Genomic DNA, 23,139 nt, shown 5'->3' with positions numbered 1-23,139 from the left:
GGAGGGCAGCCTGGCTGGAGTCTGGCTGGAGGGATTTTGGCTAGGCAATAGGCCGGTACTCAACATGCTGGGTTACCGGTACTTGATTTCCTCACAGTTGGGTCGAACCTGCCTGGTCGGCCGAGCTCTCCCTCACGGCGAAAGCATCTCTCAGCCCCAAAATCAAGCTGAGATTCACCTGTTGCTTTCTCGTCCTGACAGATACAGCTGGGCCAACGCGATCCAGTCTTCTGGTGTAACTTCAGGCGCCCAGATTGCGAGGTATTCGCGGGGCGTGAGCCCACTCGGCGTCATTTCGATACCGTCACGATAGGTGGCAAAAGGAGAACTGGATCGACTGACGCGGAACAAAACGTCGCGAAACCGATTCTTCCCCAGTGCGAACGTCGGGAATTCCGAGACGCTCGCGCAACGCCAGGCTCGCCAGGCTTTCCCGAACGCAAATTCAAAGTCCATGATCGATGGGTTGAACTCGACAACGCCCTCCGCTGCAAGAGCTCCAAAGAATCCATTGGCTACAAGAAGGAGTTGTTGGTTGCGGGTAGTGGCCGAAGCCCCCGGATTCACGCTGCCACATCCGCCACCGTCGCAACGGCCAAAAGAAGATCTCGCTCGGCACCGAGGGCCAAAAGAGCCTCCGCCACAGACGGGTGCCCGAAACATGGGACTAGTTTCCTCTTCACGTCAGACTCCTTCTCGCTGCGCTTCTTGTCAGAAGCGAGTGACCATTCGACCTCCGAATTGAGAGAGTGAAGCACTCTTGCGACGGTCTCCGGCACGTCGACATATCCCCAGTCGTGGCCTTCGACAGCTTCCCGGAATAGTTTCGGGAACATTGGGTTTGCACCCTTGAAAGCATCTTCGATCGCCTCAATAGTGAGGTAGTTTTCCATCTCTCGCCGGGTCAGAACAAACATGTGTGACGACAGGTGATCGTCGGTGTTGTAGCGCGCTAGGTACTTGGATATCTCGGGTTTCAGAGCCGACCCTTCAACCAAGCGATCGGAATCAAGAAGGTGAACCTCAGGCCTACTAAACGGCGACAGGCGGCTCTCCCAAAGAGCAGCGGCGCCGCAGCCGCCGATAGGTATGAAGCAAAGCTCACCGTCAGTTTCCATTTGGCGAAGATCTGGATATTCAGTGGGACGGGCGGCTTGTAGCGCATCGCTCAGTGCCAGTAGACCGCCGATATCGTTCTTGCCCTCAACGATGAAGAAGCAACGCACATTGTGATCCGCGAAAGTCCCCATCGCCTTGTTCAATTGCTGGAGAACGAACCGCTCGCTGGATGTGTCACTGGAACTCCACACGCGCTTCCCCTGCTGCTCCTCGACGAAACGCACGGCTGCGATCGGTATGTTCCTCACCAAGTTCGAGCTGTGCGTCGTCATCAAAACCTGCCTGTTTGCGAGCCCCGCAACTTCAATTAGAGCGGAAACAGTTTCGCGCTGAAGATCCGGGTGGAGAGCCGTCTCGGGCTCCTCCACTGCGATGATGACGCCCCGTCGCCACTCATCCGTTTCTTCATATCCTCGCTCAACTTCCGCCCGAAAGAAGCTCAAGAGAACCAGTCTGCGTGTCCCGCTGCCACGCTTCGCAAGGGGAACATCGTTCTCGTCGACAAATTGTAGGGACGAGAATGCCTTCTGCCATACGGGGTCTAGGTTGGCCGGAATCAGCTTGGCCGCAAGATTTGGTGCGAATTCCTCCAATTTCCCAACGACTTCCAGGAGAAGTTCTGAAATCTCAGCCTTAACATCGCTCGTAAGCTTCGTGAGTTCAGCCGTATGGCGATCGAGCACGGCCTTGACTATGAGCTTGGCTGGGTCTTGGGCAACCTCATCGGACTCCGCCCCCAGCCGGTCAGCTTGAAAGAGGTGGAACAGGGGAAAGACACTCTCCAGAGCGCTGGCAACGTGCTTCCCGTCCTCTGAGTTCAACGGGATGATCGTCGGTTGCAGCGACGAGAGCCCCTTGGCTTCCCAGGCGCGCCAGATCGCCTGCCTATAGTTCAGGTTCACGCGTCGATCCTCCAGCTCCGCGACAACATCAAGAGTCGAGGCGAGGGATTTGAGTTGCGCGTGCTTCAGGCCGATAAGCGTTGGGCCGCCATCGACGACCGGGTGTAGAGCATGCGCCAAAATCTCGGGGTTGGCTCGCCCCCTGGTCCAGGTCTTGCTAATCACCAAGTGGCCGTTAGCGTCGAGGAGTTTCTCATCCTGGAGGGTCGTCACCGCAGTCTGGTCGATGACCAGCTCAGGGGGAAGGTCAGCGAATGTGCACGTGATGCGAATCGTTCCATGCCCATGAACCGAATAGTCAGAGACGTCCGGCTTTCCCTTGTCCAGGAACAGCCTCATAGCTTCCAGGATGCTGCTCTTTCCAGCGTCATTCTTGCCGGCAAACACAGTCAACGTATCGATCGACACGTAACTCGATGTCAGATATCCGCGAAAACCCTCTAGCTCAATACCCACAATGCGCATTTGTCCCCCTCGACAACAACTTGACATTCAAGTGCCAAGGCTGAGCCTGCCGGATTTGGGCCGACTCCGCAAAAGCGGACTGGTCAAGGCGCAACATGAAGCAGCGCGGCGACCAGCGATGCTAATCACCTCCGAAATAGCACCGACATCAGGCATGAGAGTGAGACACGCGTGGGAGGCAACTCGTGCGTTCCATCGTTCGGATTGTCCTTCCGAATGGAATCTATCGCCTCTACGCACCCGGCATAGCCCTAACCAATCGCCAGCAGGGTCACGCCCACAAGAATGAATGTCAAGGATGTGTCGAGATTAATCTGGGAATTGATTGAGTGTTAGCGCTTAGTGGCGGCGTTCTGTGATCGCTGTTTGGCGCATCGACCCGGTTCTCTGCGTTGCGTCAAAGGGCAGTCAGGGTCTTGTATCTCGTGCGATACGAAACAGGTCAGTTATGAGACACCACAGTCGTGAGAACTGGGGCAGCCTGGTCGACCTGGAACAGGCATTTCTATGTGTGGAAGACTCGAGAGTAGAGGGGATCTCCATGGGTGCGGGCAGCCTTGAGAGCGCATCAGGTCAGTCCCGGTTCGGAGTATTCTTCGTGCGAGATCGCACGGAGGATGCGGATGGTGCCGTCCAGGCTAGTGCCTGCACGGGTGCTGGTCTTGGCAAGTTGGCGAGGGGCTTCCAGCACTGGGAGCGACGTCGTTGTGCTCCGGCTGACCCGGGTTACTCCGCCAGTGCGGGCAGTGAGGTAGCCCTCGGATTCAAGCACTTTGTACGCCTTAGCGACGGTGCCAGGAGCGACATCGAGATCCTCCGCGAGCTGACGAACCAAGGGACGGCGCCCCTCGGCGTGCCCACAAGCGCGCAGTGGAACCTTCTCAGTCGGAGCTGCTCGTCCCCGTCCCTTTGACGATTTGGAGTAGTTGTGTCAGCGACGGTGAAGAAGTAGGCCAAATACGACGGTGGAAAACTAGGCCACTGTTGTCTTGTTATTGTGCCGCGTTCTGGGCTCGGACTGAAGGCAGGGATTCGATTCCGGTGTTCTGGAGTCGATAACTGGCGCCTTTCAAGGTGAGGACGTCGGCGTGGTGGACGATGCGGTCGATCATGGCTGCGGCCACGATTTGGTCTCCGAATACGTCACCCCAGCGGGCGAACGCGAGATTGCTGGTCAAGATCAGCGATGCGTGTTCGTAGCGACTGGAGACGAGTTGAAAAAACAAGTTCGCGGCGTCTTGTTCGAATGGAATGTAGCCGACCTCGTCGACGACGATGAGGCCGTAACGGCGGAGCTTGATCAGTTCCAGGGCGAGTCGGCCCTGTTGGTGGGCCGTTTGCAGCCGGGCCACCCAATCGACGGCAGTAGCGAACAACACCCGGTGGCCGGCATGGGCGGCCTTGATCCCTAATCCGATCGCGAGATGCGTTTTCCCTGTTCCTGGCGGCCCGAGCAGCACCACGTTCTTTGCTTCGGCCAAGAACGCTCCGGTTCCCAGGTGTGCAATCGTGTCGCGGCGCAGCGAAGGTTGGTGATCGAAGCTGAAGTCTTCGAGGGACTTGCGGGCAGGAAACCCGGCTGAGCGAATGCGGATCTCTGCCCCCGACGCTTCCCGCGCCGAGACCTCCCGGGAGAGAACCGCGGCGAGATATTCCTCATGGGACCACGACGCCTCTCTGGCTTGATCGGCCAGCCGGGTCGCCGAGTCGCGAATGCGGGGTGCTTTTAACGCTCGGGCCAAGTACTCGATCTCGCTGCTGGTCTGATTTCCCATCACGCGACCTCCTCGTCGCTGACGTTCGGGATGGTGGTGTCGAAGTCGACACCGAACGCGGTGTCGTAGTCAGCTAAATCTCGGTGCAGGTCCGACTCGGTCGCGGTGGCAGCTGCAGGGTGTTGGAATGCGTGCCGCAGTCGCGCTGCTTGGGTGACATGAGCGGGGTCGGTAATGGTCTGCGCGGTGGACCAGACCCGCAAGTGACAGGCCACGACCTTGTCGTCGAGCTTCACGATGACCTGGGCAAGGTCGGCGGACACGTCGACCATCCGACCGATGCCGGTCGGATCGACGGAGTAGTCGTTGCCGGCGACGCGGACGTAATAGTCTCGCGGCAGCCTCACCCTCGAGGAGAATCCCACCACCGGAGCCACCGGCGGAAGCGGGAGCATCGCGGCGCGATCTTGTTCGATCAGATCAACCGGTTTGCACCCGAGGCTGCGAACGGTCCGGTGGTTTGCCTTCGACGACAACCAGCGAGCCAATTGCCCGTTGAAGTCCTCCGGAGACAAGAAGGTGCGTCCGGGCAAGAACGATGTTTCCAGATACTGATTGGCTCGCTCCACGATGCCTTTCGATTCGGGATCGAAGGGTTTCAGCTGCACGATCTTGGTGGCCAGCATTCCCACGAAGGCGCTGACTCCAGCAGCGAAATGGTTACCACGGCCGATGCCCGCCTCGTTGTCCCAAATCAGCCGTCGCGGGACCGCCAGTAGTTGGGTGAGGAGCAGATGCCACATACCCGCTAACAGATCCGGTGTCGTCCGAGAAGGCAACATCACCGCGCAAATGGTGCGAGAGAACCCTGCCACCATCACCAGCACCGGCGGGGAGCCGAACTGACCAGCACCGAGAGGAATCTTCACCGGCGGGAACCACAGATCACACTGCGTTTGGTCCCCAGCGCAATGCAATAGTCGGTCTGCGGGATCGGCGGGCGCATACTCCGGTCGCAGTCGGGCAACCGTCTCACGAAGCCAGGAAATCGACCCGGTCCATTTCAACCGTTCAGCTACCACTGTCGCGGGCATCTTGGGATACTCAGCGAGCAGTTGCCGCAATCGCGGTTCCAAATCTCGCATCCCCGAGGGCCGGTCGGGCCGGTCATATTTCGGCGGTTCATCTGACGCGATCGCTCTGGCGACCGTGTCGCGCGCGATGCCAAGCTGCCGCGCTATCTCGCGTTGCGATACGCCCTCGCTCAGGTGAAGGCGACGAACCAAAGCCCAATCTTCCACTGTGATCACCCATCTATCGTGCTTGGGTGGCCTAGTTTTAAACCGTCGATTCTGGACTACATTTCAACCGTCGCTGACAAGTTGGACCCGCTCGTCGGGCGTCAGGGTTTCGCCCACTGAATGACGAGATGGTCGGATCTGTAGAAGTCGGCATGGCTGTAAATGACAGACTGTCGCGCACGGTCGAGGGACTGATACCGGTAGGTGCTGAACCGCACGATTGAGTGGGTGCTCAAGTCCTCAAATACTCAGTACTCACCGACATCGAAAAAAGAGAGATGCCCATGCTGGGCGAGGACGGAACTCAAATAGCCGCTTAATCGTCGCCCACATGAAAATTCCGTTGACTATTTCCGGATGGAGTTGACGCCGCGAGTTATCTCCGCCAATCTGAGTTTCACACGACATCTGGTTCGTGAGCATCGGGGGGAAAATGATGTTTCGAAAATGGGCGGGTGGATCGTATCGCCTGCGAGACCAGCCATTTAATGAACCGCTGCCCGGGGTAATTGTTCCGCGCGTGAAGTCAACGCAACGCATGTTTTGACCTCTCTCCGAGGGGGTCCCCGCAGACGCCCCGCGTTCCTTTCGACGTCAATCATTGTCGTCACAGCCCTTCTGTTGATAGGTTGCTCATCGGCATCGATCACGCCGGCGGTTCGAGACACAGTCGCGATCGCTCTCGTCGATAGCGGCCTCAACGATGAAAACGTCGACTTTAGCTGTTTTCATGTTTTCGATACTGACGCCGACGACCAAGGGCACGGCACTTTAGTCGCATCGATCGCAGCAGGAATCGATGAGGATAGCTGTCCTGCGTGGGCCCATCGAGTCACTTGGATTAGTTACTCCGTCTTCACTGCAGGAACCGCGTCGGCGGAGGACGTTGCGGACGCTATAGAGCAAGCTATCCGGGACCAGGTGGACGTCATTAACGTCAGCATCGCGATCGGGACGGACACCCGGGCCTTACGTGACTCGGTGAAACGCGCCGTTGAATCGGGAATCGTGGTGGTCGCGGCTGCTGGAAACAACCAAGGGATGGGGGCGGGCTACCCCGCCCGATACCCGGGAGTTATTTCCGTCGGCTCATTAGATGCCGCGGGCCATCCATCAAGCTTCTCGGCTATTGACCATGTGAATTACTTCGCACCCGGTGAAGACATTCCCGCGGTCGACCGCACGGGGGCCCGGCAGCTTGTCACCGGGACGTCAGCGGCTGCAGCAATGACCTCGAATCAAATCTTGAAAAGCTTGCTCGGCGTAGCTAAACCCGATTCCACCCTGTCCGCACTGATCGCTCACCAATCAAAGGAAGACAATCAATGAAAAAGATCGCCATCGGAGTCGTAGCGGCGCTGCTGCTCTCTGGATTCGCTTACTCGCCCGCGTTCGCAGAGACCAGCTCTGCCCCGGTAGAAGCTTCAGGCAGCGGGATGGTTGACGAGGAAAAGCTTGAATCCGCTTTCAACGACGCAGGATTGACACTGGAAGACGTGGACGCCTCGCTCACTAAAATCTCAGTCGAGACGACATCGGATTTGGGATCTGGCGAACCTGTCACGGCGCTGACAACGTTGTCGTTTGAGGACAGTAGCGCTCTTTTTTCTCTAGGGAGCATCGACACCGACTACAACGCCAACTACTCCATCCAGATACAAGAGTTGAACGACGAAGCCACCTCGTTCACCATGACAGACCTGGCCACTGGTGAGACAGAATCATATGCCGATGACGTGGGCTATGCCGCCTTCGTGCCAGTACTGGTTCTGGGAATACCTATCGCTCTAGAGATCTTGAAAACACTCCTGGTGGCATCTGCAGTTGTCATCGTCGCTGGTGTTACGTGGATCGCAGCCACTAACGCAATCGATGCCCTCAATAAAAAGGGATCAAGCTACCAACATTTCCGCGCAATGATTCTAAACGGCAAACTCGTGCTTGCAAATGGTATGTCGCTTTCCGCGGCCATCACATGGGGCCGCGGGGGGAAAGACACGTGGTCTCGCAGCGAGGCCGGCGCGCTCGCAGTTGCGAAAGGAATCAAAAACGGCCTGGCCGTAGTCGGACCTGAGCGCGATTCGGGCGGTCGCGGAAAATTCGCACACTTCCACCCGAGCAACCGCACCCCCGCAATGCACGCCTTTTTCGGACTACCCAATTGATGGACAATCACGAAGCTGACGACCGTTCAGACCTCCTGGCACGGTGGAAGAAGACCAATCCTCAGCGATGGACAACGGACGCCGTTGAAGAACACTTGAAACAGGGTTTTTGTGCATATGAAATCCCGCTCGAGGCCATTACACGCACTGACTATTCGAACGATGGAGAAGTCCGCGAGGACTTGATCTACTCGCTCTACACGATCACTCATCCGGACGTCCTATCCCGCCTGTACAGCGCAGAAGAGAAGGAAATGAAAGATGTTGGTCCTGATACGTACGATGAAAGCTGGCGGGGACTCTTCCTTCAAGAAACTTCGGGCAGTGACACTGACGATCTTGGAACGGCGCCTCTTGGAGACGCGTCTTGGCTGGCATACAACCTTCTAAACACTCAACATTTGGTGGGCCAACGCACCTCCATCGTGCTCGAGCAAGAAGACGGCCTCGTCACTGGTGCCAAGGTTTATGGGATGTCTGACCACCTAACGACGTACATGACCGCGCTGACCGGATACAGAGAGACTGGAACAGAAACTGACCAAAATTACTACTCGATGAAAACTGGCGACGTAAACGACGAAGCCTTCGTCTACTACCTCGACTGCCTCGCGCGACACAGCTTCATCTAGCCCGATACGAACAACACCTGTCAGGCTGCGGATGCTGACCCACGGTGATGCGGCAGAATTATGCTAGCTGCCGCTATCACCCGTTGGTCAGCACCGTAGTCTGACTCGTCAGAGGAACCTGCCAAGAAGTCGCCCTTGATGTGCCTCGCCCGGAGGCCAAAAAGCGGCCTATTCGATCCTGCGATGTCCGCGATCGCATAGTGGCCACCGGCCGCAGCCAGTTAATCGAACACCCCCCTCACGACGGAAATATTTCTCGGCCCATAAGCACACTGTCGTGCCGGCGTAAACGCGACCGTGGCATCAACTGCGGTCGCGACAACTGCCCTGCCCTGGAAAACTCCGCCATTCCACGAAACGGCTGTCTCGAAACCCTAGGGATATAAGACGTCTCACAGTTATGACCTGAGCGTCCTCAAAATCGTCGGAATCTGGCGGCACGGCGAGTCTTATAACTACGTCGCATAACCTACTGGTTGAATTGCGGTTCACATCGTTAGTTATGAGACACCTCAGGAGCAGAATTGACGAAACTGATCGGCTACGCGCGCGTATCCACGCGACAACAATCCACCGACCGTCAACAAGTCGACATCCTGGCCTCCGGAGTCCGGCGCGACGACCTTTACGTCGACCATGGGATCTCAGGTGCTCGAGCATCACGGCCGTACTTCGATCGCGCGCTCGACGCTCTCGAGGACGGCGACACCCTCGTCATCACGACCCTGGATCGGCTCGGCCGATCGACGCAGAACATGCTCGCTTTCGCCGAGGAGCTTCGCGGCCGCGGCGCCGGCCTTCGCGTACTCAACCTCGGCGGCGGCGACGTCGATACAGCAACACCGATGGGCTCGATGCTGTTCACGATCATGGCGGCGCTCGGGCAGATGGAACACGACATCAAGCGAGAGCGTGTTGTCGACTCCATCAATAAACGCCGCGAAGCCGGCAAAGATCTTGGCGGCCGTCCGCGGCTCATCACAGACAGCCAAATCCGCAACGCCCGTCGACTCATCGATGGTGGAGAGACAGCGACAACGGTTGCCCGCGATCTTGGAATGTCTCGAGCAACGTTCTATCGCCGAACGCGGGCACTGGACCTCACCGCCGAGTCATTCGAGGCGTCCGAACGTGCCCCGTATAGCCTCCCTTCACCGGGCATTTTCTCAGGCGGGGCATACGGGACGATCGCCCTCTCGGCACCACAGGGAACCGAGTAGACGACGATGATTCGCAGGCGTCCCGGTCGCCGTCCCCCTTATGGCGACGGTGAGTCGGGTGCATGGGCCTGTGAGCAGTCGGACGCTTTCCGAGGGGAACGTCGCTTACCGTTACGCTGGCTTCCGCCACCACTTAGAGCAGCAGCATCGGTCCGGCGAGTAGATTACCTGGGCCTGCTTGTCATGATCGGCCTCCACAAGACACTTCCTTAGTAGGAGGCAAATATGGCAATAGAGAACGCAACCAAAGGTCCGAGTTCGAGCTCGGGACTCGCGCGGTATCGGGCGGGCCCGAACGACACCTTCATCGCTGCATTCGAGAAATACGGTTCAACCGTTCTGCGCTATGCGCTACGAATCGCCAACAATTCCGCCGACGCTGAAGAACTCGTGCAGGAAACCTTCGTCACGGCATGGGCGAAACGGAAATCAATTGACCTCACTGCTGAATCCTTACTCCCTTGGCTCTTGGTGACATGTCGAAATCACGCGGCAAATCTGCGGCGGAAGAACCGCCGCAACGAAGCCGACGAGTTGAACGATGAAACCACTAACGTCCCCGCTCTCGCCGAGGCAGATGACCTGGTGTGGATCCGGGATGAGATCGCCGCGATGAGTGAAATGGACCGGGAAATCTGCCGACTCTGCCTCATCGAAGGAATGCCATATAGGGAAGCAGCCGACCGGCTGAATGTCTCGACGTCAATGATTGCCAAACGTATTCAACGCGCACGGACGCGACTCAAGCTCATCCGATCAGAAACGATTTGAAGGAGAACATGATGCAAAGCACAGTCGAACCAAGCCCCCTTTACCTTGATGCTGCTCTGAACCGTATCGGCGTCGGAATTGAGCACAAGAAACTGCACGCACGCCGTAAAAAGGCAGCCATTCTCACGGGAAGCGTTCTCGCCCTCTCGCTGGCCACGGTGGGCGCCGCAGCTGTGTGGCCGACGGCAAAGGCGATGCCCTACATCGTTTGCATGCAGACGTTAGACATGAACGGGATGACGGGTGGCGGTATCGGTTTCGACATGCGCGATCCAGTCGGGTTCTGCATTGACTCCGTCACCTTCGACGGCGCCACGCCAGATGCGCCCCGCATCACGTGGGCGGCCACTCCACGGACCGACCTTGCCGCGTGCAAACTCGCCACGGGCGTGGCCGGCGTATTCCCAACCCAAACCGGTAATGACGTGTGCACGACCCTTGGCCTCACTACGTGGACGACCGATGATGCCGTGACCGCCGCACGGCTCAAGGACGCGTACGACGCCTGGCAACTCAAAGAGTTCGGAATTGACCCCGCCACGGTCAGAGTTACCCCGAGCCAGATAGTGGGCGGGTGACGATAAACCAGGGCGCGTCTCGTCAGCTGACAGGTGATCAACCGGCCGCCAGCCTCACCCCGATGTGCCGCCAAAGGGCACGAGGGCCATATTGTTCACCGGTCAAGTTGGGTGATCGGTCCCCTAGGGGATTCCCCGGTGACGCAACGTCGGCACCTTCGGCCACCGGTTGATTTGGTCCCAGATCTGTCGTGCTTGTCGTCCGCCTTACGGGTGCCTGTTACCGTATTCTTGCGCCGTGAAGAAATTGCGGCGAGGCACTTATGACCGGTCTGCGGATGCGGCTTATTTCAACATTTCACCTCGGATAAACGCCGGGGAGGCCGTTCGGCAGGACGTCCACGAAATCGACGGCCGCGGCGAAGTCATTCTCGACTTCGATGAAGACGGCAAGCTTCTAGGGGTCGAGATCCTCGGTGCCAAGTGTCTGCTGCGCCCGTCCACCCTGAAACAAGCCAAGCGAATCGGCTGACCTAGTGGCCCCCGGTCCTATGGCCGTTCCCCGGTGACGCAACGTCGGCACCTTCGGCCACCGGTTGATTTGGTCCCAGATCTGTCGTGCTTGTCGTCCCCCCCCTACGGACAGCGTTAGTGATGTTCGCTGACCGCCGATCGAGGTAGTTGTGGTCATTCGGATGTTTGAGGGTCTGGCTGAGAGGTCGAGCTAGGCTCGGGTACTGAGCCGGGGGATGTGTGAGCGCGATTTTAGAACCGTTTCAGGTAGTCAAGGCGCGAGGCCTACCGGATCGCAGGGGCCGTTCGGCAGGCCTGGTGGGCGTGTTTGCCGCCCTCGTGTCGCTGTTCGCTTCTGGTGTGCCGTCCTTTTGGAGTGATGAGGTCGCCACTCTCCGCGCGGCGCGGTTGAGCTGGGCGGAGTTGTTCGCCTTCCTCGGCCAGAAGGACGCGGTCCACACCGGGTACTACTCGGTCATGAAGGTGTGGGTGGGGGTGTTCGGGGAGTCGGAGTTTTCGACGAGGTCGCTGTCCGCCGTCGCGGTCGGAGCCGCGGCAGCCGGGCTCGTCCTGCTGGTCGCCTCTGTCGGGGGCGCCCGTGTGGGCGTGGTGGCAGGGGTTCTCTTCGCGATCCTGCCTCGCACTACCTACATGGGCATCGAGGCGCGGTCTTTTGCGTTGAGTGCGGGGGTTGCCGTCTGGGCAACCCTCATTCTGCTGATCGCCTCCCGTCGACCGTCCTGGCCGTGGTGGACCTTCTACGCGCTGGCCGTCGTCACCGGAACGTACCTGTTCCTGTACTCGGTGCTACTTCTGGCCGTGCACGCGGTCGTACTTCTGCTGGATCATCGCACCCGCACGGTGATGACCAGGTGGGCAGTCGCAGCGCTCGTGGTGGTCGTCGCGTGTGTTCCGCTGCTGGTCGTGAGTGTGGGGCAGAAGGAGCAGATCGCGTGGCTCTCGGATCAGCCCGTGGTGAATGTGTGGACGATTCTGGTTGAGCCCGCCTTCGACAGTTCCTGGCTGGTTGCGGCGATCGCATGGGTCACGATCTTCGTCCTGGCGGTGCGCGGTCGCCGGGTCCTGGCCAGCCGAGACGGAGGCATGCTGCGCTTGGCTGCCGTCTGGGTTGTTGTCCCGTTGATGCTGCTCTTGGTCGCGGATGCGGTCATCGGTCCGCTCTACACGGCGAGGTATCTGTCGTTCACGGTCCCGGGGCTGGCGATCCTTCTCGCGGTCGCGTTCACCCGCACACCCCGTACCGGGGTGACGTGGATCCTCGTCGGCGCGGTCGCCCTGGCCGGTCTTCCGACCTACCTTGCTCAGCGCGGGCCGATCGGAAAGAACGGGGGCAGCGACCTGGCCCAGATCGCCGATTACATCGACACTCAGGCGCTGCCCGGCGACGCCATCTACCTGCAGGACACCGGCAGTGTCACGCTCCGGCCACGGCAGGCCCTGTACGCGTACCCGGATCAGTTCGCGCATGTGCAGGACATCGCCTTCATTGCCCCGTTCACAGCGACTGGGACCTTCTCCGATGTGACGGTCGCCTGGCCCGACATCCGCTCGCACGTGGCAGACGTGGACCGCATCTGGGTGGTTCAGGCCGGTACCTCGATGGTCGAAACCAACGACCTGCTGCTCCCTCTGGGATATGTCGAGCAGCAACCTCACCAGACCAGCCGCTCAGTCATTGCCCTGTACGAGCTTCCGCCGATCTCAGACGGGGACGGCTGACACCGTCCTGGGATCTCCCGGGGGTCGTGTCGGGACCCGGTGGATCTTGTGGGAAAGAGCACGCTTCTCCATCAAGTGCCACGACAGTGCGGCGATGGCCGCTGTCGTCGCCGTCACGATGGCGATGTTCATCGACCATGGCAGAATGCCGAACCATTCGATGACGAGTTGCTGGACGAGGAACCCCCACAGGTAGAGGCCGTAGGAGAGGTCCCCGAATCGGGCGGCCCGGCGAACCCCCGGAGTCGACGCCCGTCCGGCCACAACGAGAACATACGGCAGAGCAAGCCAGGCCGCCGCGAGGGACACGGTGGGGGCGAGAAGCGCGATCGCGACCCACAGCGTCACGACCCCGAACGCCAGCCTGACATTGAGCGATCTCGCCGGGGCGCGGCTCAGGAGAGCGCCGACGGCGAAGAACACCCACGTGGTCCCGGCTGGTCCCGCCCACGCCAGAGCGGGACTTGCGACGGGAACGAGGGCGAACGTGAGCGCGATCAGGCCGAAGACGAGGTAGCCCCAGGTGGACCGGGTGCGAAGAAGGAGGCCGATGACGGCTACGACGAGGTAGCAGACGAACTCGAGTCCGAGCGTCCAAAGCACCCCGTTTACCGCAGTCGACCGGTGCCCGGCATCGAAGACCCCGGGCAGCTCGTACTGGGCCGTCAGCAGCAGGTTGAGCAGGTACTGGTAGACCACCTCGTCCCGGAAATACTGCGCCGGGGCCAACGAGCTGACAACCGGGCCGATCAGCACGACGGTGACCATGACCACGACCACGAGTGCGGGGAAGATCCGCAGAGTCCGGTTCACCAAGAACGGCACGAGGGCTGGATTGTGTGCCCAACTAGTCGCGATCAGGTAACCACTGATCGCGAAGAACGCGTACAGGCCCAGACTATGGATGGGAATCCCGAGGACCCGGGGGGCCGCACCGAGGCCAGTCAGGGTGAAAGAATGGCCGACAATCACGGCCAGGGCGGACAACAGGCGCAACGCGTCGAGGTTATTCGTGGGCCTGATAACCGCTCCCCACGATCGCCTGACGAGGCGCCCTGCCTCACCATCGAGTATGGCAGCGAGAATGGCTCGCCCCAGAAACGACTCCTGGCGATCCACCCGCACTGTCCATAGGGGGTTCCCCTACTGGTGTCGGCTCTCGAGGTCGTTTGCACGGAGCTTCACACCCGTCTATGCGGCAAGTCGTTGTCGTGGCAGCGGATCCGTCAGAGCACGGTGGGGCGCCGTCCGCCGCGCGAGTGGCTTCGTGTTGTGATGAATGCGCCCGTAGCGATGAACAGAGGAATACCTACGGCGGTGAGTGCAAGCTGCGCCCACGGCGGGGCGAAGGGCACGACAGCAGCAGCTTGGGAGGTCTCGAGAGAGAGGGCGGCGGCGGGCACAACACCGAAGACGACCCCGATGATCGAGCCGGTGCCGGCAAGGAGGATGCCGTGCCAAAAGGCGAACAGCCGTCGCAGCCGTGGTGGAGCGCCCATGGAGGTGAGAACATCATCGTCACGGCGCCCCTCGGCACGCGCCAGGCTGATCGCGATCGCGGAGGCACCCAAGGCAAGCACGCCGGCTGCAGCGACGAGGGCCCAGCCGGCAGCGCCAGCGAAGACCGGCGGGCCCGTCTCAATTTGGGCGACGAGCTGGCCGCTGCCAATGCCTTGAAGGGCCTGCTGGAGCGCATCTTTCTGATTGGTGGTGGGCGCGGACTGGAACTGCGCGAAGACGGCCGTGGGGCGGAAGGTGATCCCGAGCGATGTCGCGGTCGACGGTGTAATGAAGATGGGGAAGTCAACTGGATGCTTTGTCGATTGGACAACGGCGGGCACCTGGATGGTCTTGGTCACGTTCGATGTGTCGTTCGTGGACCAGTCGAACGTGGCGTGACCGTTTTGAACAAGGGATGAGTAGAGAGCCACGGCACCGCCGGACCGGAGCGAAGCCGCGGCTGCCGCGTTGACCGGCTGCCCGAGGATTGCGGAAAGATCGGATTCGGAGCCAACCCAGATCTTGTCGCCCGCGTAGCCGCCAACCGTTTCGAGGGCGGACGAGTAGCAGGTCGGGTCTTGAGTGCACGCCGTCGAGGCGAGCACCCGTGGCGTGGGCAGCGTGATGGTGTCCTCTGGACCGCTGTTGTTCAGGCGCAGGGGGCTCTCCGATGACGAGAGAGTGACGACGTTCGACGTCCCGAAGCTGGATCGCATGGCGTCTTTGACGGCTGGCGCAACGTTTTCCAGCACGTATGCAGAGGTGGTGGAGGAGCCGCCGTAGAGCGTGACCCGCGCAGAATCCACCGGAAGGCTGTAGCCGTATGTGGAAGTCGTGAGCTGTTGAGCACCGCCGAGCAGAGACATGGCGAACGCGGCGATGAATACGGTGGACATGATTGCTGACACGGTGGGGACGGAACGGGCGGTGTTGCGAGCAGCGTCGCGGGAGCCGAGGCGCGCTCCGGCGCCGAAACGGCTGACGAGACGAGCGCTCATCCGCAGGAGTAACGGCGCGATCAGAATCGCGCCGATCTGCATCGTAACGGGGCCGACGACGACCAAAGCGATTCCGGCTTGCAGAAGGGTGATGTTCTGCAGCCCGTGCACGGGTGTCGCGCCGGTCACGGTCATCACCCCGCCCACGATCGACACGACTGCGCCTACGGCGATCAGTACCCCGCCCAGCAGCGGGCGTCGGTGCGTGGGGATGGCAGGGCGGCGAGCCCCGCGGAGAGCGCGTACGACGTCGGGCCGCGAGGCGGACCGTGCGGGAACGGCTGCGGCCGCCCAGCCGGCGAAGGTCGCGAGAACGACTATGCCGATGAGTGCAGCCAGGTCGACGTGGAAGCCAGGGAATCGGGTGGCCTGTCCTGCTGCGACGACACGGAGCGCGATCGCTGTGACGCCCAGGCCGGCTCCGACGCCGACAAGGCTGCCGATCAGGCCGAGTCCGACGCCGCCGAAAGTCATGACTCGGAAGATGGTTTTTCGGTCGGCTCCGACACTGGCCAAGACAGCTAACGCGACTTGCTGCTGGCTCGCGTTGACGGCGAAGGCCGCACCGGCCAGAAGGCACACCTCGAAGAGGGCGAAGCAGCCCAGCAGGGCGAGCATCGTGTAGATGAGGTAGTTCGGTGTAGCCGACGTGGCCCAGGGGGATGAGTCGGCTGTGGCTGGTGGATTCAGCACCAGGTCGCGAGAGTACACGACGCCGCCCTTTTGGTTGATCTCCTCCATGGTGGTCAGGTCGACGGTGCCGGTGGGGATATAAAACTCGGTTCCGCTGAGATCTACGGTCGGGGTGACGCCGTTGAACACGGCGGACATTCCATAGACGGCGTCCGCGTCAGTGGTGAGAGCAGCGCTCTGGAGGGTGCCGACGATGGTGAATGTTTTCGTTTCAGGCGCGGTGATGCGCAGCTGCCCGCCGATGTTCTCGCCAAGGCGAGTCAGGGCGCCCGGCGACACCATCACTTCCCTGTCGTTCTGGGGTGCGCGTCCGTCGACGATGTCCCATTTACCCGTGAAGGCTGGGTTCCAGGGTTCACCTTGGACAGCGGGAATGTAGCCGACTCCGTGGGCGGTCGTTGCCGTGACTGTTGTGTGCTGGATGGTCAGCAGTTTGTCGCCCGATGGGGCATACGTCGTTGGATCAAGCAGCGCAGCGCCCGCCTCGTAGCCCGTGGGTGTGCCGGTGTTGTCCGTGGATGACGCGGTTTGGCTTGGATCGGTCGGATCTTGGGTCAGGGTCTTGTCTGGCGGTGAGTAGGCGGTGATTTCGGCGGCCGTCTGGCCGAGACGGAAGCGCACCTGTTCAGCGGGGGTGGCGTTATTGCTGGCCTCGAGGGTGGCAATGGCGGTCATCCCGAGGACGGGAATGGCGATTAGAGCGACAACGAGGACGCTCCGGCCGATGTTTTGCACGGCCATCCGCCGCGCCAGACGGAACGCGACGAGGACGCTGGCGCGGTTCCGGCCGGCGCCGGTTGCCACATTCATCGGATGGTCTCACCCAGGAGGTCGGACAGCGGCATCCGGGGAGCGTCCTCGAGCACCCGGCCATCTTTGAGGAACACAATCCGGTCCGCCCAGGCCGCGTGGCGGGCATCGTGGGTGACCAAGATCCCGCCGGCTCCCGCGTCGATTCGTTCACGAAGCATCCGCAAAACCGATTCCCCGGTCGTGCTGTCCAGCGCGCCCGTGGGCTCGTCCGCCAGGATCAGGGAGCGTCCGCCGACGACGGCGCGGGCGATCGCGACGCGTTGCTGCTGCCCACCCGACAGGTCGGCCGGGTAGCGGTCTGCCCGATCGCCCAAACCGACAACCTGGAGGGCGTCCAGGGCGGGGCGGTGCGCGCGGCGCGAGGAAACACCGTCCAACTCGAGGGGCAGGCTGACGTTTTCCAACGCGGTTAGGGACGGGATGAGGTTGAAATCCTGGAAGATAAATCCCAGGCTACGGCGTCGCAGCGCTGCCAACCTCTTGGGGGCGAGAGTACTCAACCATTCGCCTTCCACAATGACTTCACCGCTGGTTGGTTGCGTGAGCCCACCGGCAACGGTGAGGAGGGTCGACTTTCCCGACCCGGACGCGCCCATGACGGCCACGAGCTCTCCACGACCCACTGTGAGGTCGATGCCGCTAAGAGCGGTCACGGCTGTTTCCCCGGTGCCGTACTGCATAGAAACGCCATCAAGTCGCAGCAAGTCTTCACCGTTCACAGTTTCACCGCCTTTGCCGGCCGGCCACGCCGTATCGGCTCGTCACTCAACGGCACCGGCTTCGCGACGCCCTGCGCTGCGGCCCGCTCCAGACGAGCCTCCGAGTGATCGAGCCACCGAATTTCCGCCTCGGCCGCGAAAATCAAGGAGTCAACGACAAGAAGCCACGCCATGTCCTCCGACGATTCCGGGTTGTCCGTAGTTCGCTTGGTTCGGGTGAGGTCCTGCAACGTGCGCAGAGTCGACGCGCGCTGCGTCTGGATAATCGCGGCTATATCGACACCTGGCAGCGTGACGGCGATCGCCAATTTGATAGCAAGCTCGTCGCGGGCCGCGCCGGATCGCACAACGGGCGAGCCGAGCCAGTGCTGAACCTCCACATGTCCCTCTGGAGTGATCCGGTAATGCACCTGCTCGTGGTCCTCGGCGCCCGTCCGCTCGATGAAGCCGTCGCGCTCGAGACGTTCGATAGTGGTGTAGATCTGGCCGACATTGACCGGCCACGTCGAGCCGGTGCGTCGGTCGAATTCGACGCGCAGCTGATAGGCGTAGCAGGGTCCCTGGTCGAGGATCGCGAGAAGACTTAGGCGGATGGACATGTCAACCTCCAGTGATTACTGGGTAAATATTTACACAGTAACTACGTGAGCGCTAGACATTGACGCGGTGAATATTTTTCCTGTGGCCTCAGGGGCTCCGGATCGATTCAGGACGCGCGTGCTGTCAGCCGCGGACTCGCCGTTGGAGACACGTGACGGTAAGGGCTGCCGGGAAATTCCGAACCCGCCGCAGAGTTCTCCCAGGCTCGATCCGGAGCCTCAACCATTCCGAATCCAAACCCGGTGTGTACCAACGGACCCGCATCGTCGGCCAGGCGCTGGTTTCAACCCACTAATCGGCCAGAGTTACGCGAACACTGCCAACCCTGTCGCACTGCACAGCCTCACTGTCCCGTAGTTCGGCTTACGGCGATTGTTTGGTGCCGTTCTAACTTGCAGAGGACCCACCCGGACGCGAGCGATTTGCCCTGCGTGCCGTCACCAGCGTGATCACCGCAACTATCGCAATCGCACCAAGCCATATCCATAGGTTCGTGTCGATCCCAACGAGTGACCTTTGATACGAGCCGCAGATCGACGTGCCGCTAGCGGGTGCGTCTGCACACCAGCCTCCGCTGACAATCGGCGCTAGGAAGACGGAGATGCCCAAGCAGGCGAGTGTGCCTAGCCACATTGTGGCGACAACGGTTCTCCGGCGGTGAATCATGCCTACAGCCAATCATTACTCGAGCCTGAGCACCCCCATCGATACTCTTTTGTGATCCCACGAGTCGCAGAGAGGCTCCGCTGCAGCACCGTCCCGTTGACGGTTCCCTATCGGGAACCTACCTAGAGCCAGGGGATCGCAGGAGACTTAGGAGGCCCACTCCTCGGCGACGATCTGCATCGATGCCGAGGCACGGTATGCCTCGAGGTCGTCGGCGGCGAGAATAGCACTGATCAGCTCTTCGGTGCCTGAGACATAAACGCTCGCACCGTAGAGGTCGTTTCCGACGGCCCAGACACCATCCGCGGGTATCCACCACTGGGCACTTCTTCCGCCGGCCGTCTCCTCGAAGGGTTCCGCGCCGTCGGCGAGGTCGCCGGCAAGAACATGCATGCGACGCTCGGGCATGAGCATGATGCTTGTTGCCTTTCGCAGGTCCGCGCGCATGTCGGCGTATCCTTCCCAGACAAGGAAGAAACACTCGGTGGGTGTGGCGGTGTGGTCGCGGAGAAGGCGGGCGAGCGTTGCTGCCACGGCGGGTTCGATGGTCCCGACTCTGACATCTACGTCCGGCTTGTCGTCGAGAAGGTCGGCCCACTTCGACATTGCGTCCACCTCAGACTGCTCCGCAGCAAAGGTACGCCAGGCAAGGGGGCGACCGTTGTCGTCGCGCATGGGGTTCGGCTAACGGGCGCTCAACCCATGCTGGACACGTGTCATCTATACGTTCGATTACGTGACACCACAGCCAATTCTCCGAAAGAATCAAATCTTGTCACTTATCCAGTAACGTATTCTACGTCTCGCAGACCATACACGATTCACGTTACGTGATGGACATAAAGGAGGGATAGACGTTCACACCGACAGTCCCGCATCAGGCTTATCGGTAACAACAAGTCAAGATGATCGCTCCCTGCTGAAACAGGGACCCCCGAACGACCGAACCAAATACCCCCTACCCTGATAGTGCGTTGACGAACCGAGGGTAGACGTTGGAACTTCTGATTTTCCCAGTCGTTGTTGTAGCTGCCTTATGGCTCCTCTATCGATTCCTGACGAAACCGCCGCCGCCGCCCGTCACGACCGCCGCGCAATCGGTCAGGCAACTGCCAGCCACAAAGCATCCAGCGCACCCGCTGGTCTCTCCTGGGGACAGCTACGTCAAAGCAAACCTGGCCCATCTACCACCGCAGCCCACAAAACCGGGCCGCGAATCATTTGCATCGGACTATCTCCCCAGCGACCGCTGGGACGAGCTACTCGTTCTCGACGAGAACGGGATGCCGACACTCTTCCTCCAAATGCGTAACGCGGAATTGTGGCTAACCGAACCGACAACCGGTCAATTCATTTCCGTCGGCAACAAAAATCTTCGGCGACTTGGCATCTGGACGGTAAACGTTCGAGGCGTCAACTACCACGAGGCCGCGGCCAAGGCCGGAAACTTCCAACCGGGCGCGCGAGTCGCCCTGGTCCGTGAACCCGAGAACACCCATGACAAGAACGCCGTGGCCATCTCTGCAATAGACACCGACGACGTCGTCGGCTACGTAAACAAGGGAATGGCCCTCGGGATTTCGCGGCTAATCCTCGCCCGGACCCCACTACACGCAATCTCGCTGTCGGGTGGCAGAAAAGGCAGACTCGGGACTTTTGGGCTCAGAATCAAGATCCTGGCTGCGACCCCGGAGATGATCGCCCACCTCTTGCGGAAGCACCCACTTTCAGAGAACCAGTGAAACGCTCAAGCCTGCATTTAGAGAACGAGAACCAACAAACGCGGGACGCACTGACCTGTAGCTTAATACTGCATTCGATCACGTCCCGGAAAGCGCCCGCTCTCCGGCTCCGGCGGCCGCCAGTTCGTCTTCCAATGACTACAAGCTTGGCCGCAGAGGTTTCCTGCCTTAGTCCTGCTTAGCCAGTGCTGCTTCGCGTTCGGTCCGCTCATCAGTTAGCTCGGTGAGCCCGTTCTCGTGCCCGACACAGCTGGCTTTTGTGTCGGAAGGGATGTCCAGCTGGTATCGGATCTCCTGCCCGGCAGTTTCCGCCTCTGGCGTCAGGTCGAGAAGCGGGGTGGTGTACGCGGACTCGTACGTCTCGGCATTCGCGACCGCCTGGTTCATGGTGAGCTGTCCCATGTAGGTGGTGCGGATGTGGGGGATCTGGTCGGCGACCTCGGCGGGCCAGATGAAGTATTCATCGTCGAAGTGTTCGACTGCTGCCCGGTTGAGCTCCGCAAGTGTCGCGGCCGCAGCTTTCACCGCGGCGGGATCAGGAGAGCCGCCGCTGAAATAGTCAGCTTCACCGACGGCGTACGCCGCGACGATCGCTTCATTCGCAACGTTGTTCGGGCACACGATGCTGAGGTAACGCTCGCCAGCCTTCTCGGCGGTGAGTTCGATGGGTCCCGGGTCGATCTTCGGGACCGCCGGTGTCCCTTTCACCGGGGCTTCGCCGGCGGTCGTGGCGGAGCAGCCGCTTAGAGCCAAGAACATCAGGGCTGCTGCTGCGGTAACTGCGATTGTGGAGCGCTTCATCGGGTCTTCCTTCGAGTGTCGGGATGCTACCGTCCCGCGGGTTGAGTGAATGATCCAAAGCGTATCGGCCAGGTGCGTCATTCACATTCACTCCTCCCCCAATCAGGAGGTTCCAGACCTCGTTCACTCAGTGGAGGAGCATCGGTGACGCAGCAGGCTGGTGGGGCGCACTACTGTTGCAAGCATGATGCAGACCTGCCTTACTGCCGCTAAGGTTCGTCCCGGCTCAACTCTTTCATGATCGCGCGGGACACTGGCAGGGCCACAATCCTTCTGGCGGTGGGTGTCACTATTGCCGCCGCACTGCCTGTCTTCCTGGTTGCAGCATTGTTCACGGAAATAGCCGATGACATCACGGTTCCTCGATACGGGCTGGGGGTGATCGTGGCCAGCTATTGGGTGGCTGCGGCACTCGTCTCCGTGGTAGCCGGAAAACTCACGGCAAGGATTGGCGCCCGAAAGGTGGTGTTGTTGACGCTTGTAATCGCGGTCAGCAGCCTGCTGTGCAGTGCGCTGTTCGTACCGTCATGGCAGTGGCTGGTCGTCTGGACGGTGGTAGGTGGCGTAGCCACGGGGACCTCCCATCCAGCGACGAACCATTTGTTGGCCCTGCGAGTTTCTGTGAAAAACCACTCACTGGCGTTTGGACTCAAGCAGTCGGCAGTACCACTGGCCACACTGGCATCCGGCCTCTCGATTCCTCTCATCGCCCTGACCCTGGGCTGGCGCTGGGCTCTCGCGTCGGGCGCAGTAACGGCCCTACTGCTGATCTTCGCCTTCCTGGCATTCGGCCCGCGACGGCTGCCGTCAGGAACCAAACGCGTAGCTACGAAGGTGCCCCTGGGCCCGGAGCTGAGCAGGTTCTTCATGTCCCTAGCCTGCATCACAGCGCTGGGCGCGGCCGGCGCGACCATCGTGGCCTCATTCGGGGTCATTTCAGCAGTTGACCGGGGATTCGAAGCGGGTGCCGCCGGCTTCTTGCTTAGTGCGGCCAGCGCCGTCGGTGCGTTCATGCGCATTGGCGTTGGGGCTGCGGCGGGCCGTGACGGACGAGATGCGTTGAAGATGATCGCAGTGATGCAGCTACTGGGCGGAGCCGGAATATTCCTCATGGTGCCAAACAATCAATGGACCTATGCCCTGGGTTTGATCCTGGCCTTTGGCATCGGATGGGGCTGGCCCGGGCTCGTGCACTTTTCGGTCGCCCGCATAGCCGGACCGGCCACGCCCGCGGCAACCGGCATCGTGCAGACCGGTACTTATATTGGCTGCGCCGCAGGACCATTACTCGCGGGTGCTGGATACGCTATCTGGGGAGACCAGGCCATTTGGCTCCTAAGCGCATTCATGCTCACGATTGCCGGCTGCATTGCCTTCCTGGTATCCAAACGGCCGAGACCTGCCACCCCCACAGCGACGAAGTAATAACGACGAACTGGGCTCTCCACTTAACCGGAGTCATGCTGATAGGGGCGTCGCCCGGATCTCCACCTCGGACCGCCGCGTCACACTCTACCTACCCGAAACCTGGCCCAAGCACTGGCGC

The 23,139-nt window shown here is 60.6% G+C and carries 20 protein-coding genes and 1 pseudogene; 10 read left to right on the top strand and 11 right to left on the bottom strand.

Annotated features, from left to right (window positions below; genetic code table 11):
* Positions 1-174: 174 nt before the first annotated feature.
* From CXY71_RS20525 to istA, 5 genes are all read right to left on the bottom strand, one after another.
* Positions 175-567 carry a hypothetical protein gene (locus tag CXY71_RS20525; protein ID WP_104082774.1) on the bottom strand — a complete coding sequence of 131 codons (393 nt, stop codon included), beginning with the start codon at positions 565-567 and terminating at the stop codon, positions 175-177.
* Positions 564-2,486: an ATP-binding protein gene (locus CXY71_RS02415; RefSeq protein ID WP_158251184.1), complete on the bottom strand. Its 1,923-nt coding sequence runs from the start codon at positions 2,484-2,486 to the stop codon at positions 564-566. Before CXY71_RS02415 ends, CXY71_RS20525 begins: the two co-directional genes overlap by 4 nt.
* Before the next feature lie 568 nt (positions 2,487-3,054).
* Complete coding sequence (locus tag CXY71_RS02410; protein ID WP_233193068.1) at positions 3,055-3,258, bottom strand: hypothetical protein; 204 nt, start codon at positions 3,256-3,258, stop codon at positions 3,055-3,057.
* 220 nt (positions 3,259-3,478) lie between these two features.
* Positions 3,479-4,261 (bottom strand): IS21-like element helper ATPase IstB, encoded by a 783-nt coding sequence (gene istB / locus CXY71_RS02405; protein WP_104134114.1) that lies wholly within the window; start codon positions 4,259-4,261, stop codon positions 3,479-3,481.
* A complete protein-coding gene (gene istA, locus CXY71_RS02400) occupies positions 4,261-5,511 on the bottom strand; it encodes an IS21 family transposase (RefSeq protein WP_104134113.1) in 1,251 nt (416 codons plus the stop codon). The genes istB and istA overlap by 1 nt, the downstream gene beginning before the upstream one ends.
* 534 nt (positions 5,512-6,045) lie before the next feature.
* Here istA and CXY71_RS02395 point away from each other — a divergent pair.
* The 8 genes and pseudogenes from CXY71_RS02395 (at position 6,046) to CXY71_RS02360 (ending at position 13,061) form a co-directional block, all read left to right on the top strand.
* Positions 6,046-6,831: a S8 family serine peptidase gene (locus tag CXY71_RS02395; protein ID WP_104082777.1), complete on the top strand. Its 786-nt coding sequence runs from the start codon at positions 6,046-6,048 to the stop codon at positions 6,829-6,831.
* Positions 6,828-7,667: a hypothetical protein gene (locus CXY71_RS02390; protein ID WP_104082778.1), complete on the top strand. Its 840-nt coding sequence runs from the start codon at positions 6,828-6,830 to the stop codon at positions 7,665-7,667. Before CXY71_RS02395 ends, CXY71_RS02390 begins: the two co-directional genes overlap by 4 nt.
* Positions 7,664-8,299, top strand: a complete 636-nt coding sequence (locus tag CXY71_RS02385; protein WP_134379357.1) for a hypothetical protein — start codon at positions 7,664-7,666, stop codon at positions 8,297-8,299. Before CXY71_RS02390 ends, CXY71_RS02385 begins: the two co-directional genes overlap by 4 nt.
* A 524-nt stretch (positions 8,300-8,823) precedes the next feature.
* Positions 8,824-9,396, top strand: a pseudogene (locus tag CXY71_RS02380) (recombinase family protein); the annotation flags it as partial.
* 348 nt (positions 9,397-9,744) lie between these two features.
* Positions 9,745-10,290 (top strand): RNA polymerase sigma factor, encoded by a 546-nt coding sequence (locus CXY71_RS02375; protein ID WP_104134111.1) that lies wholly within the window; start codon positions 9,745-9,747, stop codon positions 10,288-10,290.
* Positions 10,291-10,298: 8 nt separating this feature from the next.
* Positions 10,299-10,868 carry a hypothetical protein gene (locus CXY71_RS02370; RefSeq protein ID WP_104134110.1) on the top strand — a complete coding sequence of 190 codons (570 nt, stop codon included), beginning with the start codon at positions 10,299-10,301 and terminating at the stop codon, positions 10,866-10,868.
* Between the two features lie 238 nt (positions 10,869-11,106).
* Positions 11,107-11,340, top strand: coding sequence for a DUF2283 domain-containing protein (locus CXY71_RS02365; protein WP_052542039.1), 234 nt, complete (start codon positions 11,107-11,109; stop codon positions 11,338-11,340).
* 299 nt (positions 11,341-11,639) lie between these two features.
* The gene (locus CXY71_RS02360; protein ID WP_104134109.1) at positions 11,640-13,061 is read left to right on the top strand and encodes a glycosyltransferase family 39 protein; all 1,422 of its coding nucleotides are present in this window, start codon (positions 11,640-11,642) and stop codon (positions 13,059-13,061) included.
* Here CXY71_RS02360 and CXY71_RS02355 read toward each other — a convergent pair.
* The 5 genes from CXY71_RS02355 to CXY71_RS02335 form a co-directional block, all read right to left on the bottom strand.
* Positions 13,044-14,180, bottom strand: coding sequence for an acyltransferase (locus tag CXY71_RS02355; protein WP_158252950.1), 1,137 nt, complete (start codon positions 14,178-14,180; stop codon positions 13,044-13,046). The genes CXY71_RS02360 and CXY71_RS02355 overlap by 18 nt on opposite strands.
* A gap of 107 nt (positions 14,181-14,287) precedes the next feature.
* On the bottom strand, positions 14,288-17,062 hold the full coding sequence (locus tag CXY71_RS02350) for an FtsX-like permease family protein (protein WP_146072721.1): 2,775 nt from the start codon (positions 17,060-17,062) through the stop codon (positions 14,288-14,290).
* The gene (locus tag CXY71_RS02345) at positions 17,059-17,745 is read right to left on the bottom strand and encodes an ABC transporter ATP-binding protein (RefSeq protein WP_104134115.1); all 687 of its coding nucleotides are present in this window, start codon (positions 17,743-17,745) and stop codon (positions 17,059-17,061) included. The genes CXY71_RS02350 and CXY71_RS02345 overlap by 4 nt, the downstream gene beginning before the upstream one ends.
* 35 nt (positions 17,746-17,780) lie before the next feature.
* A complete protein-coding gene (locus CXY71_RS02340; RefSeq protein ID WP_104134106.1) occupies positions 17,781-18,383 on the bottom strand; it encodes a PadR family transcriptional regulator in 603 nt (200 codons plus the stop codon).
* An 814-nt stretch (positions 18,384-19,197) separates the two neighbouring features.
* Positions 19,198-19,656, bottom strand: coding sequence for a hypothetical protein (locus CXY71_RS02335; RefSeq protein ID WP_146072720.1), 459 nt, complete (start codon positions 19,654-19,656; stop codon positions 19,198-19,200).
* A gap of 389 nt (positions 19,657-20,045) precedes the next feature.
* On the opposite strand from CXY71_RS02335, the gene CXY71_RS02330 reads away from it, so the two are divergent.
* Positions 20,046-20,792 (top strand): HIRAN domain-containing protein, encoded by a 747-nt coding sequence (locus tag CXY71_RS02330; RefSeq protein ID WP_104134104.1) that lies wholly within the window; start codon positions 20,046-20,048, stop codon positions 20,790-20,792.
* Between the two features lie 168 nt (positions 20,793-20,960).
* Here the strand turns inward: CXY71_RS02330 and CXY71_RS02325 are convergent, their stop codons facing one another.
* Positions 20,961-21,593: a hypothetical protein gene (locus CXY71_RS02325; protein WP_104134103.1), complete on the bottom strand. Its 633-nt coding sequence runs from the start codon at positions 21,591-21,593 to the stop codon at positions 20,961-20,963.
* 279 nt (positions 21,594-21,872) lie between these two features.
* Between CXY71_RS02325 and CXY71_RS02320 the strand changes: the two genes are divergently transcribed.
* Positions 21,873-23,018 (top strand): MFS transporter, encoded by a 1,146-nt coding sequence (locus tag CXY71_RS02320; RefSeq protein WP_233204346.1) that lies wholly within the window; start codon positions 21,873-21,875, stop codon positions 23,016-23,018.
* Positions 23,019-23,139: the final 121 nt, after the last annotated feature.

The sequence above is a fragment of the Cryobacterium sp. Y62 genome, assembly GCF_002929785.1.
Lineage (GTDB): Bacteria > Actinomycetota > Actinomycetes > Actinomycetales > Microbacteriaceae > Cryobacterium.
Note: the sequence above shows the minus strand (reverse complement) of the source record. Positions and strands in the feature narration are given on the sequence as shown.